At 51.6% G+C, this 13,543-nt stretch carries 13 protein-coding genes; 8 read left to right on the top strand and 5 right to left on the bottom strand.

The annotated features are described in order from the left end of the window. The first annotated feature begins 120 nt into the window (after positions 1-120). The gene (locus PsAD13_RS26505) at positions 121-999 is read left to right on the top strand and encodes a LysR family transcriptional regulator (protein WP_275497183.1); all 879 of its coding nucleotides are present in this window, start codon (positions 121-123) and stop codon (positions 997-999) included. Positions 1,000-1,230: 231 nt separating this feature from the next. Here the strand turns inward: PsAD13_RS26505 and PsAD13_RS28555 are convergent, their stop codons facing one another. After that, complete coding sequence (locus tag PsAD13_RS28555) at positions 1,231-1,356, bottom strand: hypothetical protein (RefSeq protein WP_275497181.1); 126 nt, start codon at positions 1,354-1,356, stop codon at positions 1,231-1,233. 205 nt (positions 1,357-1,561) lie between these two features. On the opposite strand from PsAD13_RS28555, the gene PsAD13_RS27915 reads away from it, so the two are divergent. The 3 genes from PsAD13_RS27915 (at position 1,562) to PsAD13_RS26490 (ending at position 5,643) form a co-directional block, all read left to right on the top strand. Next, entirely contained in the window at positions 1,562-1,768 is a 207-nt protein-coding gene (locus PsAD13_RS27915; RefSeq protein ID WP_193777108.1) for a hypothetical protein, read from the top strand. A gap of 899 nt (positions 1,769-2,667) precedes the next feature. Next, complete coding sequence (locus PsAD13_RS26495) at positions 2,668-4,236, top strand: Re/Si-specific NAD(P)(+) transhydrogenase subunit alpha (protein ID WP_057461303.1); 1,569 nt, start codon at positions 2,668-2,670, stop codon at positions 4,234-4,236. 18 nt (positions 4,237-4,254) lie between these two features. After that, complete coding sequence (locus PsAD13_RS26490; protein WP_063319998.1) at positions 4,255-5,643, top strand: NAD(P)(+) transhydrogenase (Re/Si-specific) subunit beta; 1,389 nt, start codon at positions 4,255-4,257, stop codon at positions 5,641-5,643. Between the two features lie 80 nt (positions 5,644-5,723). Here PsAD13_RS26490 and PsAD13_RS26485 read toward each other — a convergent pair whose 3' ends face one another. The 3 genes from PsAD13_RS26485 to PsAD13_RS26475 form a co-directional block, all read right to left on the bottom strand. After that, complete coding sequence (locus PsAD13_RS26485) at positions 5,724-6,116, bottom strand: hypothetical protein (RefSeq protein WP_063302953.1); 393 nt, start codon at positions 6,114-6,116, stop codon at positions 5,724-5,726. A gap of 184 nt (positions 6,117-6,300) precedes the next feature. Further along, entirely contained in the window at positions 6,301-7,191 is an 891-nt protein-coding gene (locus PsAD13_RS26480) for a DUF5666 domain-containing protein (protein WP_063302952.1), read from the bottom strand. Further along, positions 7,191-8,012, bottom strand: coding sequence for a DUF6502 family protein (locus tag PsAD13_RS26475; RefSeq protein ID WP_063287624.1), 822 nt, complete (start codon positions 8,010-8,012; stop codon positions 7,191-7,193). The genes PsAD13_RS26480 and PsAD13_RS26475 overlap by 1 nt, the downstream gene beginning before the upstream one ends. Before the next feature lie 152 nt (positions 8,013-8,164). Here PsAD13_RS26475 and PsAD13_RS26470 point away from each other — a divergent pair, with 152 nt between their 5' ends. Genes PsAD13_RS26470 through PsAD13_RS26460 form a run of 3 tightly spaced genes read left to right on the top strand, consistent with a single transcriptional unit; the run spans position 8,165 to position 11,906 of the window. Next, entirely contained in the window at positions 8,165-9,802 is a 1,638-nt protein-coding gene (locus PsAD13_RS26470; RefSeq protein WP_063319997.1) for an amino acid adenylation domain-containing protein, read from the top strand. Continuing rightward, on the top strand, positions 9,802-11,115 hold the full coding sequence (locus PsAD13_RS26465) for a hypothetical protein (RefSeq protein ID WP_063298906.1): 1,314 nt from the start codon (positions 9,802-9,804) through the stop codon (positions 11,113-11,115). Before PsAD13_RS26470 ends, PsAD13_RS26465 begins: the two co-directional genes overlap by 1 nt. Positions 11,116-11,117: 2 nt before the next feature. Further along, on the top strand, positions 11,118-11,906 hold the full coding sequence (locus PsAD13_RS26460; RefSeq protein ID WP_063302950.1) for an enoyl-CoA hydratase-related protein: 789 nt from the start codon (positions 11,118-11,120) through the stop codon (positions 11,904-11,906). A 58-nt stretch (positions 11,907-11,964) separates the two neighbouring features. Here PsAD13_RS26460 and PsAD13_RS26455 read toward each other — a convergent pair whose 3' ends face one another. Beyond that, positions 11,965-12,864 (bottom strand): LysR family transcriptional regulator, encoded by a 900-nt coding sequence (locus PsAD13_RS26455; RefSeq protein ID WP_063319996.1) that lies wholly within the window; start codon positions 12,862-12,864, stop codon positions 11,965-11,967. 131 nt (positions 12,865-12,995) lie between these two features. Here PsAD13_RS26455 and PsAD13_RS26450 point away from each other — a divergent pair, with 131 nt between their 5' ends. Beyond that, complete coding sequence (locus PsAD13_RS26450; protein ID WP_063287619.1) at positions 12,996-13,541, top strand: carboxymuconolactone decarboxylase family protein; 546 nt, start codon at positions 12,996-12,998, stop codon at positions 13,539-13,541. Positions 13,542-13,543 lie beyond the last annotated feature (2 nt).

The following is a 13,543-nucleotide window of genomic DNA, read 5'->3' as shown; positions in this document are numbered from 1 at the left end:
TCTTAGAAATAAAGTTGGTTGCCCTCCTGTTGGATGCCGGAGGAGCCCAAGTTGCATAATCGACTTGATGAATGGTACAAAATGATTAACTAACGAATTTATCAATAGATTGGATAGACTGTGCCGAGCCTTGAGCAATTGAAGATGTTCATTGCAGCTGCAGAGACCGGTAGCTTTTCTGCTGCTGGCCGGACGATAGGCAAAGGGCAGTCAGCCGTCAGCACCGCCATTGTGAATCTTGAGCTTGATCTGGGTTTTGAGCTTTTCGACCGCTCCACCCGCAAGCCTCAACTCACTGGGGATGGTGAGCGTATGCTGACCTACGCCCGTGCCGTGCTGATGCAGCTCGACAACATGACCTGTGCCGCGCACAGCATTTTTGAAGGAGAAGAGGCCAGCGTGAGGCTTATGCTTGACGATGCTCTTATGCTGCCTTCCTTAAGCAAAATCCTGATTGAGTTTGGCAAGAAATTTCCAGCCACACGGATTGATTTACTGTCCAGTGTCAGTCCTGAAATTCCGGGAATGATCGTTCAAGGTACAGCCGACATTGGCCTTATGTTTTCCGGCGGGACCGTTCAAAAAGGGGTAGAGCAGATGTTCATCGGCAATCTGCCGTTTGTCTCAGTCAGCCATCCCAGCTATCCGCTTACCCAGCTCGCTACAATCGGCGCAAACGAGTTGCTCTCTCACAGACAGCTTCTCTTACGCAGCCCTCAAGGAAGTGTGCTGGACCAGTTTCCTGCGCTCTCAACACAGCTCTGGTACGCAACAAGCTTTCATACAATTCGTGAGCTCGTTCTCCAGGGTGTTGGTTGGGCCTATCTGCCTGAGCATCTGGTCAGCACATCCATCGCCTCCGGCCAACTGGCCCGACTGAACCTGCGCTTTGAACACAAGCTCTGGAGCCCCCCGGTCGAATGCATCAAACCCAAACACACCCGCATGGGCCCCGCCGCCTCATGGCTGTTTGATAACATCAAGAATGTTTTGTCGTGAGGACTGGGGCTGGGCTGCTGATGGCATTCACGATAAGAGAACGTTCTTATCCACCACGTCTATTAATGGCCATTAACATAAAGCTCTAAAAGCGCAAGCAATGTTGCATAGAACCAAATCAAAAATGGGATGCCAACCGTATATAAAATGCTAATTGTGATAAGTTTCACATAAGCGCGCCTATAGGTGAAATCATGCCTGCACCAGAAAACAAGAGTGAGGGCAGCGAGCTTATGGTCCTCTGCCGAAAGAGTGTTTTCGCAGCAGGTCATACTCGGGCTTCTGAGTAATCTTGTAAAAGGTGAAGAGGCTGCCGATGCAGATCAGGAAGATGCCAATATAAAGCGCGACGTCCATTTCTTGGTTTTCTCCCTGCAACCAGTTATCTCTGAGTGTCTATTCTTCGAGTACATTCCGTTCAAACAGAATGCCACATGCTTGGAGGAGGGGGATAAGTTCTGTCACAGATCAGAGATTATAAAGGTAATCGGCCAGTCATATAGAAGTAAACGAAATCCAGAAGATAAGAATAGCCCAATATCCCGAAAAAAGCGCCAAACGCATGAGCAAGACCAATCCTGGCCAGCTTAACATAGGCGGGCTTCAGCGCAGGCTCTTTCTTGTACCAGAATGCGGGCAGCAGGAAGGCGAAATTCAGATTACGCGCGAGATTGCGCTTTCTCAGCTCTTCGTATTCTGGCCTCTGACGGATCTTGTGAAACGAGTAGATAGTTCCAGCGAAAATCACGATTATTCCGATGTACCGTAAAGCATCCATCATCTGATTTGTCTTATGCCCCTGAGCAAGCCAACTTATGCCCGCGCGGTGAAGCGCCGTAGCGTTGGTGTTTTAATTTGGTGAAGGGCGCCCTTAGCATATATGCAAAGAGCAATCATCAGCAAAACGCGGCCTATCAGGGTACGGTGGTGAGAGCCTACCGTGGTGGAGTGGTACGCCACCTTCCTGAAGGTCCATTTTCAGCCGCTTTTCCCATAGCAACGCATAAAAACGCAAAATCGCGCAAAGAAACGCACAGAATAACGCAAGGGTGGAAAGTGGTTTTCGTGAACGGTTGAAGGGGCTGTTTCTATGTCAGGTTGTCGCATGCACCGAAGTGATGAGCTGGTATATCTACCTGTAACTTCAGACTGAGATATAAATATATTTCAGTTAAAATCCCACTTTGAGCACAGTTTTCCTCTGCGCGGGCCAAGAGCAAATGCAAGTATAAACCCCGATAATCTGCGTGAAATGCAGTTTATACTCACCTTCGCTCTTATATATGTGAACTATATTGAGATTCATTCAATTTCACTTATCCACCTCGTTCTTTAGTTTGAACTCAAACACTTGGGTAAAGGTGATCAACTGTCGTTCAGATAGGGCTTTACCCTACTGGGATTTGAACGAGGTCCATTTTAAAGATGAAGGGATTTTCGAAGTTTTTAGGAGAGACTTGCAGTTTACGCAAAGGAGCTTAACCTGCCTTTCGAGTAAGATTGGTCAAAGAGATTCCTTTGGTCGGTTTGGTAAAGTTTAGGGCCTTTGGTGCATTGCACAAAAACGATACCAGCGCCTACGCTGGGAAAGAGAATAAAAAACGATTGGAACAGTTGGTAACGAGCGATTTCTGCTGGAAACCTATTTAACAGGCAAGAGGTTAGAACATGATCATAGGGGCTGCCAAGGAAGTCCTTGACGGGGAACGTCGGGTCGCGTTGACGCCGGACAGCGCCCAACAGCTGCAAAAGCTGGGATATGAGTGCGCTATTGAATCCGGCGCCGGTGAAGCTGCAAACTTCTCTGACACAGATTATAAAGATGCTGGCGTAAAGGTTATCGCAGATGCAAAAACGCTCTGGGAAACCGCAGATATTGTTATCAAAGTCCGTCCGCCCGAAGCATCTGAACTGGAACTGACACACGAGGGACAAACCCTCATCAGCTTCTTCTGGCCAGCGCAAAATGGTGAGCTGCTTCAGCAGTTTGCCGATAAAAAGGTCAACGTGCTGGCGATGGATATGGTGCCGCGTATCTCGCGCGCACAGAAGATGGATGCTCTGTCATCCATGGCCAACATCGCTGGTTACCGCGCTGTTATGGAAGCTGGCAACAACTTCCCACGCTTCTTCACCGGCCAGATCACCGCTGCCGGTAAAGTGCCACCAGCCAAAGTGCTCGTCATCGGCGCTGGCGTTGCTGGTCTTGCCGCAATTGGCGCCTCAACCTCTCTTGGCGCGATCACCCTTGCGTTCGACGTTCGCCCGGAAGTGGCTGAGCAGGTCGAATCCATGGGCGCTGAATTCGTTTATCTGGACTTTGAGGAAGAGCAGCAGGACGGCGCCTCCACTGGTGGCTATGCCTCTGTTTCTTCTCCAGAATTCCGCGAAGCGCAGCTGGCAAAATTCCGCGAATTGGCACCAGATGTTGACATCGTCATCACCACAGCGCTGATCCCGGGCCGCGATGCGCCTGAGCTCTGGACCGAAGACATGGTCCAGTCCATGAAGCCGGGTTCTGTGATTGTTGACCTTGCTGCTGAAAAAGGCGGCAACTGTAAACTGACCAAGATGGACGAGAAGATCGTAACCGACAACGGCGTCACCGTGATCGGCTACACTGACTTCCCATCCCGCATGGCAACGCAGTCCTCCACGCTGTACGCAACCAACATTCGCCATATGATGTTTGATCTGACCCCTGAGAAGGACGGTCAGGCCAATATCAACATGGAAGACGATGTTATCCGCGGTGCAACGGCAACTAAAGACGGGGAAATCACCTTCCCGCCGCCTAAGCCGAAGATTGCTGCAATCGCTGCCCAAAAGCCAAAGGCACCTGAGAAAACCCCTGAGGAACTCGCGGTTGAAGAGGCTGCGGCGGCCAAAGCTGCCGGTCGCAAACAGCTCGGTCTTCTGATTGGTGGTGGTGCTGTTATGGCGTTGATAGGTGCCTATGCGCCTGAAAGCTTTATGCAACACTTCATCGTGTTTGTCCTCGCAGTGTTTGTTGGCTTCCAGGTCATCTGGGGTGTGGCTCACTCCCTGCATACACCGCTTATGGCTGTGACCAACGCAATCTCCGGCATCATCATTTTGGGCGCCGTGTTGCAGCTTGGCTCCGGCAGCTGGATCGTCTGGTTCCTCGCAGGCATCTCGGTGCTGATTGCATCGGTCAACATCGTCGGCGGGTTTATGGTCACGCGCCGTATGCTCCAGATGTTCAACAAGTCTTAAGCGGGGGAGGGAAGCATTATGTCTATTGGACTTCAAACCGCCGCTTATATTGCGGCAACCGTACTCTTCATCCTGTCTCTGGGCGGTCTGTCCAATCAGGAAAGCGCAAAACGCGCTGTTTGGTTTGGCATCGTCGGTATGGCACTGGCTGTTCTTGCAACAGTATTTGGCCCTGGTGTTGATCTTACAAGCCCAGCCGTTTTGATCATGTTACTTGTGACTGTAACTGTTGGCTCCACTGCCGGCGTGATTGTGGCTCAACGCGTTGAAATGACTGGCATGCCGCAGCTTGTGGCTGCTCTGCACTCCTTCGTGGGTCTGGCTGCTGTGTTCATCGGCATCAACTCTGATATCGCTCCACCAGCAGGTTTGGCAGGCGCGGAGCTGGTTATCCATGAAGCTGAAATCTTCATCGGCGTCTTCATCGGTGCTATCACCTTCACCGGCTCCATTGTCGCTTATGGCAAACTTGCAGGAAAGATCGGCGGTAAGGCACTTCTGCTGCCGGGTCGTCATGCTCTCAACGCAGGCTTGCTCATTCTCGCAGTGATCCTGATGTTCATGTACATGAACCACGCAGGTTCCTGGACGCTCTACCTAATGACCCTGATCGCCTTCTTCATCGGTTGGCACATGGTTATGGCCATCGGCGGCGCGGACATGCCCGTTGTTGTTTCCATGCTGAACTCCTACTCCGGTTGGGCAGCAGCGGCGACAGGCTTCTTGCTTGGCAACGACCTGCTGATCGTGACTGGTGCTCTGGTTGGTTCTTCCGGTGCGATCCTCTCTTACATCATGTGTAAGGCGATGAACCGTCACTTTGTCTCTGTTATTCTTGGCGGTTTTGGCACCACTACTGGTCCAGCGCAGGAAATCGAAGGCGAGATGGTTGCAACTGATACGGACTTCGTGGCTGAAACACTCAATGATGCAGATAGCGTTGTGATTGTACCAGGTTACGGCATGGCCGTTGCTCAGGCACAGCAATCTGTTTCTGAGCTGACCAAGCGTCTGCGTGCCAAAGGCAAAAACGTCCGCTTCGCAATCCATCCAGTTGCAGGCCGTCTGCCAGGCCACATGAACGTGCTGCTCGCTGAAGCGAAAGTGCCTTACGATATCGTTCTGGAAATGGATGAGATCAACGATGACTTCCCTGATACGGATGTTGTCATCATCATTGGCGCCAACGACATCGTGAACCCGGCTGCTCAGGAAGATCCAAACTCACCAATCGCTGGCATGCCAGTTCTGGAAGTTTGGAAAGCCAAGCACGTGTTCATCTCCAAACGTGGTCAGGGCACCGGTTACTCCGGCATCGAGAACCCACTGTTCTACAAAGAGAACTCCCGCATGTATTACGGCGATGCGAAGAGCTCCATGGACAACCTACTGGGTAAAATCAGCTAGTTTGGTTTCTTGATAAAAACGATAAACCCCGGAACGTGAGGAACGTTCCGGGGTTTAAATTTGGCTTTATGCCGCCGAGATTACTTAACTTTGACCTTATACGTATCATGAAGGTAATTCAGCGTACTACGGTTTGTGTATCTTGGCATGGAGTACTTGGTCGAGAACTCATCTGGTCCGCGATATCCTCTTTTCGGCGTATAGATTACGTCTACGCCTTTAAACTTCTTACCTTTGCATTTGCCCTTTTTAGGTGTCCAAACACTTCTGACAATTTTTACAGTCCCATGCTTTGGTTCTTTCTTCAGTTTCACCTGAGCAATTGGACCAGAGCTGCACAACTGAGCATTGTAATAGACGTGTCTGTTTAAAATCGTTGAGCGGTTTGCACGAACGTCGCCTGAATGCGTTTCGGCTGCCGCAGCACTTAGACCAGCAATTAAAAATGCCGCTCCAGCTAAATACTTAATCATCTCAATTCCCACCAAATTCAGTTGTCACTGCTCCAACTTTCAAATCATCTAGGCAAAATGAACGAAAGAAGCAAAGAGCTTGTGACTGTATATTTATTCAATTACAACTATATGTGGTAGATATACGCAAGTATATGATATTTGTCAGGAACGCATGGTCACTTACCGCTCGTTCCCGAGACAGCTACTGACAGCCAAGCTTCTCCAGTAATTCAGGATCTGCTGCCTTGGTCGGGTCACTTCCAAGCTCGCCATCATACCCACACACAACAACCTTGGCTGTTTCGTCGATCATGTCTGGTTGGTCTGTGAAGGCCACCATGCCGGAGCCGAGCAAGGTGTAAAGACCGGTCGAGTTTGGCGGAGACAAGTAGCCTTCGGCCTGAACCAACCCGACTTTTCCATCAAAGATCCCAGCCTCTAATGACGTCGCGCGGATGCTGCCAGCTTCAGGTATCCCTATGACACGGATAACATCACCGGACTGAACGTGTTGCGGAATAATGCCTGCAATCAACGTGTTACCGATCTGTGGAACATTGCTTGCGCCAACAGAAAGATTGCTGCCGATGATGACTGCGGACTGGCGGGGTGGAACCACCTCAACGCGTGTTGCAACCACATCTTCATCTTGCCACAGACCGCTGATCGCTACCCAGTCCCCTTGTTTCACCGTGGTCGCGATGGCCACTGGTACGTGAACGAACGTTCCCATAATCTCAAAGGTTCTGCCTGTCTCATTCGAATTCACTTCAGAAACAGGACCGATAATCGGCACAATTCTGCGGATACTCTGCGCTTCCCAGTTTGAGCCAGCCAAGGCTGCTACAACAGCAACCGTGTCTCCCGGTACCAATTGCGAGGCCGTCAGAGGGCCAAGCTCATTCTTGACTGGCAGATCCGGAGGGAAGGTGATGCGTTGATCATTTACGATAATACTGCCGAGACGCGTAATCGTGCCGACAATGCCTGTCCCCAAAATACCGCCTTCACGCTCTTCTTCTGCGTGGCCTGCTGCTGGAGCGATCAGAAAAGTGGATGCTATCAAAGCGGAAAGTGTGTGCCTCCAAACCATTACGCAGCAGCCTCATCTGATTTTGGCTTTTTTTTTGGAAGGACGTAGGCCCCAAAGGCAAAACGGCCATTGGCGGTCTGTTCCGCATCATTCATTTGCATCTCCCGTGCCAGAGCGTTGACTTCTTCCAAAAGCATCTGGGCCTTCTCTTGCGTCAACCTGTTCAGAGTCTCCACTGACTCCTCTGACAAATGCGAATAACGCAGGATTCGATCAAAATTGAGAGCTTCTCCCTGAGGGGCAATTAAGTTGTGGGTAGCGGCCGAAAGGTGCGTCGAAAGTGTCGCCTGATAGGCGGCAACTTGTTCGGCACTTCCAGGTGCGGGCAAAAGGGCGTGAGTCAATAAACGATAAAATCCGTCATCTAATTCCGTAACGACACCCTGCTCAATGAGAGCCTCAAGAACAGTTCCCGGCGCCATATCAGCACGTGTGAGGCGAACCAGCTCGTCAAAGCCAGGCTCCTTTTCGCTGCCTTGCCGCGGCAAATTCCGGGGCGTTCCTTCTGCGCTTTGAAACTCTGGAGCCGTTGCCCAATAACTGATCGCAAGGGCCGTCGCATTGACGGATTTCTTGAGAGAACTGCCGTTTTCATCAGATCGTAACCGTTTGACATCCTTACGGTGAATGCCGGTCTTAAGGCTGACGCGGCTATCAGTTGTCTTACCGGGATTTTCCTCAATAGCGGCCTGGAGCAGGGCCCGTTTCAGTGCCTCGGTCGCTGGCCCGATTGTGACGCCACGCGCCACCATCGCTTTTGCCAATGGGGCAAGAAGCGCTGTGAGGGCGGTCTCAAAAGGGTCTGTTTGCTCGGGACTCATTTCCGTTTCCTGTGCTGTCCAATTCTCTAATCATTACACCAGAATTTTTCATCCTACGAATTCGTTACTGCTTGTTGAACACTTGTTATACTCAAATGGGAAATTTTCCCATTACTTAGAATGAGTGATTATCACCATAAGAGGGACTCGCCATGCGGGATATTGCTGCAGATTATCTAAATGACATTCGGCCAGTGTTTCCGGCCATGCCAAAACTGACAGGAGTTGCACCACGCAATCCACTTCTGTCGGCATTGTGCGATTTTGATCAGGAACGTTTTCTGGATTTTGGGTGGGGACCAGAAACCGCTCCACGCTTTCCAACTATCATTTCTGCAATGAACCACTTTATGGCTGCGCAGCCAAATGCCGTCGCAGCTGAGTATCAAGATCAGGAGATCAGCTACGGTGAGCTGAATGACGCCGCAAACCGGCTCGCTCACACCTTGGCACAGCACGGCGTAAAGAGAGGGGACGCCGTTTGTCTGTACCTGCACCGTTCTATTCCAATGCTGGTCGGCATCGTCGCGGCTCTTCGCGTAGGTGCTGCCTATATTCCGCAGCATGTAGGTGTCGCTCCTGAAAAGGCATTGAACCACATCGCAGCAGTGACCGGTGCCCAAGTCATTCTAACACTGCGCAGCCTTAAAGATCAGGTGCCCGTGGCAGAGGGCCAAACTCTCATCGCGATTGAAGATGTGACCGAGGATGAAACTCTGCCGGCCACGCCACTAGAGGGCGAACAACATAAAGCACAGCCGGACGATCTGTGCATGATCCTGTTCACCTCTGGCACTACAGGCGTCCCGAATGGCGTTCAGGTCACCCACAAGAACCTATGCAACATTTTGCAAACCAGCCCCGGTGATCTTGGCATGCGTCCGGGGTTGCGGGTGGGTCAAATTCTTTCGATCGCATTTGATATGGCGGCTTGGGAAACTCTTGGTGCTGTTTCAAACGGCGCTACGCTGGTTATTCGCGGCAAAAGCATTCAAGAAACAGCCGAAAAGGTGGACGTGCTGATTGCAACACCGTCAATCCTGAACTCGCTTGATCACAGCCGTTGCCAGCAGGTGCAAACTGCTGCTGTTGCGGGAGAACCATGCCCAAGACCTCTTGCAGACACTTGGAGTAGCTTCTGCCGATTCTACAATTCTTGCGGACCAACAGAAACCACCATCATCAATACAGCCGAACCGCATTATCCGGGAAAGGAAATCCTATCCATTGGACGTCCGACGCCTAACAACACGGTTTATGTTCTGGATGAAAACCTGCGCCCCGTTGCCATCGGCGAGAAGGGCGAAATGTGGGCTGGTGGTGATTGTGTAACTGCTGGATACCTTGCCAATCCCGAGCTTACGCTTGACCGTTATCGACCTGACCCATTCCGTCCCGGTCACATGATGTTCCGTACCAAAGACCTTGGTCGCTGGACCAACACAGGTGAGCTGGAGCACTTTGGGCGGGTTGATGATCTGGTGAAAATTCGCGGGTTCCGTGTGGAGCTGGATGGCGTTTCCAACACATTGGAAGCCACGGAAGGCTGTGATCAGGCGGTCACGCTCAAGTTCGACAGCCGTAATCTGGTGGCCTTCATCAGCCCGGCAAATGTGTGCACCAACACCGCGGCGCAGTCCGTGAAAGACAAACTTCCTTATTATTGTAGTCCAACACTGATCCTTTCCATGGATGAGTTGCCTCGCACACCACGCGGGAAGTTGGACAAGCGCCTGCTTTTGAAGCTGGCACAAGACCATATTGACGCTCAGGGTGTGGAGTTAAATTAATGACTATTGAAGCAACAACGGCCGAAACACGCAGTTACAACTGGCGACGTATTACGCGCCATCCATCCTTGATGGAATACAACCGACTGGTGATGCTGGTCGCCGTAGTCAACATCGCAGTTTTCATCGCTGGTTTACAGGAGGGACGCTGGTTTGCAGAAACCGGCTTTGCTCTTGGTGCTATTGCAGATATGGCGCTGATCAACCTGTCTCTTGGCATCCTGATCCGGCAGCAACGGGTGGTTAACGCCTTGTTCTGGCTGGCAACCCGCATTCCAACCAGCTGGCCGCTCTGGCTTCGTTGGGGCGCTGGCAAAGTGTTTCATTTTGGCGGCCTTCATTCCAGCAGCACGGTGTCCGGCACAATCTGGTTTGGCTTTCTGCTTTTCGCCATGGTGGCAAACCGCATTGAAGGGGCTGCGCTTCCATCAGATCAAACGCTTGCTCTCAGCGGGGCGATGGTCTCGTTGATGGTCCTGCTGATCGTCACGGCACAAGGAGGTTTCCGCGCGCGCCATCATAACACCTTTGAGAAGGTGCACCGTTTTGTTGGTTGGACAGTGCTTGGCCTGTTTTGGGCACAGACTGTTTCTATCACGCAGGATACTGGTGGCATTTTAATGGAAACCCCAGCATTCTGGATGCTCTGCCTCATCACACTTTCCATCGTCTCACCATGGCTGTCACTTAAGCGTGTCAAAGTGGATGTGGTAAAGCCTTCTAACCATGCTGTTTTGGCAAAGTTCGATTATGGCGACACGCCGTTCCCGGGCAGCTCAAACGCAATCAGTCACACCCCATTTGGCGAATATCACGCGTTTGCCAATATCCCGTCTCCGAAAGAGACAGGGTATCGTCTCGCTATCAGTCGGGCAGGGGATTGGACCGGAGACTTCATTGAAAACCCGCCAAGCCATGTCTGGGTGAAGGGCATCACCACCTCTGGTGTTGCGCGTATCGAAGTATTGTTCAAGAAGGTCGTTTACGTTGGTACAGGTTCTGGTATTGGCCCAATCGTGCCGCATCTGCTCGCAGGTGACGTACCCAACAAGGTGATTTGGTCCACACGCAACCCTCGTAAAACCTATGGCGATGCTTTCGTTGACGAGATTGAGGCAAGCACTGAGAACCCGGTGATCTGGGATACGGATTCTCAAGGAAAGCCTGATCTGACCGCATTAACTCTGAAAGCGGTTGAGGAGAGTGGAGCTGAGGCTGTCATCGTCATTTCCAACCAGAAACTGACCCGTAAACTCGTTCATGATATGGAAAGCCTCGGCATTCCTGCGTATGGCGCAATTTGGGATAGCTGATCATGTATGAAACTATTGAAACATCCGTCGAAGGGCGCGTTGCGACCATTCGCTTCAATCGCCCAAAGGCTCTGAATGCGCTTAACTCTCAGGTTTTGGAAGAGGTGCTGGACGCTGCCACTAAGTATGATGCAGATCCTGCCATCGGCTGCCTAATTCTGACTGGTAATGAGCGAGCCTTTGCAGCTGGTGCTGATATCGCAGAGCTTAACGTGCAGGATTATGCCAGCATGTACGCCAGCAACTTCTTCACCGGATGGGATCGTTTTGCAGCGCTTCGCATCCCGAAGATTGCAGCGGTCTCCGGCTATGCCTTAGGCGGCGGCTGTGAGGTCGCCATGATGTGCGATATCATTTTGGCGTCAGACACGGCTAAGTTTGGCCAGCCAGAAGTGAAGATCGGCTGTATTCCAGGCATTGGTGGGTCTCAGCGTCTGACTAAGTTGGTTGGTAAAGCACGCGCTATGGATCTCATCCTCACGGGCCGCATGATTGATGCGCAAGAGGCATATGACATGGGTCTCATCAGCCGAAAGATCCCTGCTGACGAGCTGATGACCGTTGCGAATGAGACCGCAAAAACCATAGCGGGATATGCGCGAGACATCACCATGATGGCACGGGCCTGCGTGAATGCGGCGGATGAAAACTCGTTGGAAAATGGTATCCGCTTTGAACGACAGGTGTACCATGCCTTGTTTGGCTCTCCTGCCCAGAAAGAGGGTATGGCCGCCTTCCTTGAAAAGAGGCCGCCAAACTTCAATCAGCAAGCAGAGCTGGAAGATGCTTAAATAAATGAGAGGCGCCCGGATACCATGTGAACATTCCGGGCGTTTCACTTTTTAGGTATCAGTCACCGATAAACGGATTGCCTCGCAAGCGCTCAGCAGCGAAGTCCACAAAGGAACGCACTTTAGCGCTGGCACGGCGGCCTTCCATATAAACGATGTGGACTGGAAGCGGCTCAGGCTCATAATCCTCCAGCGCCAGCTGAAGCACACCGTTCGAAACGTCTTTCGCCACCTGATAGGATAGCAATCGGGTAATACCAGCCCCACCTGTCGCTGCCTGAATAGCAGCGCAATTGTGGTTACAGCGCAAATGCGGATTGATCTTCACCACCTCGGCCTTCTCTCCAGCAAACTTCCAATGGTTGCTCGTTTCAACCGATGTCGGCTGGATGATCTTGTGCTCGGCAAGGTCTGAAGGTGTTTGCGGGGTGCCGTGCTCACTAAAATACGTTGGTGAAGCACAAATCACGCGGCGGATGCTACCCACGCGGGTCGCATAAAGCCCGGAATCCTGCAGATGTCCGATACGGAACGCCACGTCCAGATTATCTTCCACCATATTGACGATCCGATCGTAGAACTCGGCATTGGCAGTCACTTCGGGGTAGAGGTCGAGGTACTCTGTGATCAGAGGGATGATGTACTTCTGCCCAAACAGTATGGGCGCTGTGATGGAAAGCTCGCCGATTGGCTTGGCATAACTACCACTTACAAACGCTTCTGCCTGTTCGACACTCTCCAGAATGCCTTTTACATCGCAAAGATAGTGCCTGCCTGCATCCGTCAGTCGGACGTGGCGCGTGGTTCGGTTGAATAATCTTGTTCCGAGAGATTGCTCCAGCCGGGCAATAGAGCGCGTTACCGCAGGAGCTGAAAGGCCAAGCTTTTTGCTGGCTTCCACGAAGCTTTCCCGTTCAGCCACTTCTACAAACACCTGCATTGTTTCGAGCTTATCCATTTCAATCCCACAATCACGCTCATTTATTGCGCTGAGTGTAATAGTGAATTGCACAGAAGCCCAATTATTTCCTTTCAAACATTGGTTACATGAAGACCATCATCCGATTTCAAAAATATGGAGATAAAATAATGTCACGCATTCCTACCCCATCTTCCATTGAGGCAGCTCCTCAGGGCTCCCAGACTTCCCTTCAGGCCGTCAACTCTCAGCTCGGCTCGGTGCCAAATCTGTTCCGAATTGTTGCCAACAGCCCGCAGGCGCTGGAAGGTTACCTCGGTTTGAACGGTGCGCTCGGCAAAGGAACACTGCCAGCCGCTACTCGTGAGCGTCTCGCATTGGCCGTTGGCGAGCAGAATGGCTGTAACTACTGCCTCTCCGCGCATACTTACCTTGCATCCAACCTTGCCAAACTCTCTGCAGATGAAATTGCCAAGAACCGCCGCGGCAGTTCTGAAGATGCGAAAGCAGCCGTTGCCGTCGAGTTTGCCGTCGCAATCGTCAAAAACCGCGGAAAGGTTTCTGATGCGCAGGTGCGGGCTGTACGCGACGCTGGTTATTCTGATGCGGAACTCGTTGAAATTGTTGGCCATGTCGCTCTGAACACGCTGACCAACTACATGAACGAAGTTTTGGGAACCGAAGTTGACTTCCCTGCTGTTAAAGAACTTGCCTAACA

The organism is Pseudovibrio sp. Ad13 (genome assembly GCF_001623225.1).
In the GTDB taxonomy this organism is placed as follows: domain Bacteria; phylum Pseudomonadota; class Alphaproteobacteria; order Rhizobiales; family Stappiaceae; genus Pseudovibrio.
Note: the sequence above shows the minus strand (reverse complement) of the source record. Positions and strands in the feature narration are given on the sequence as shown.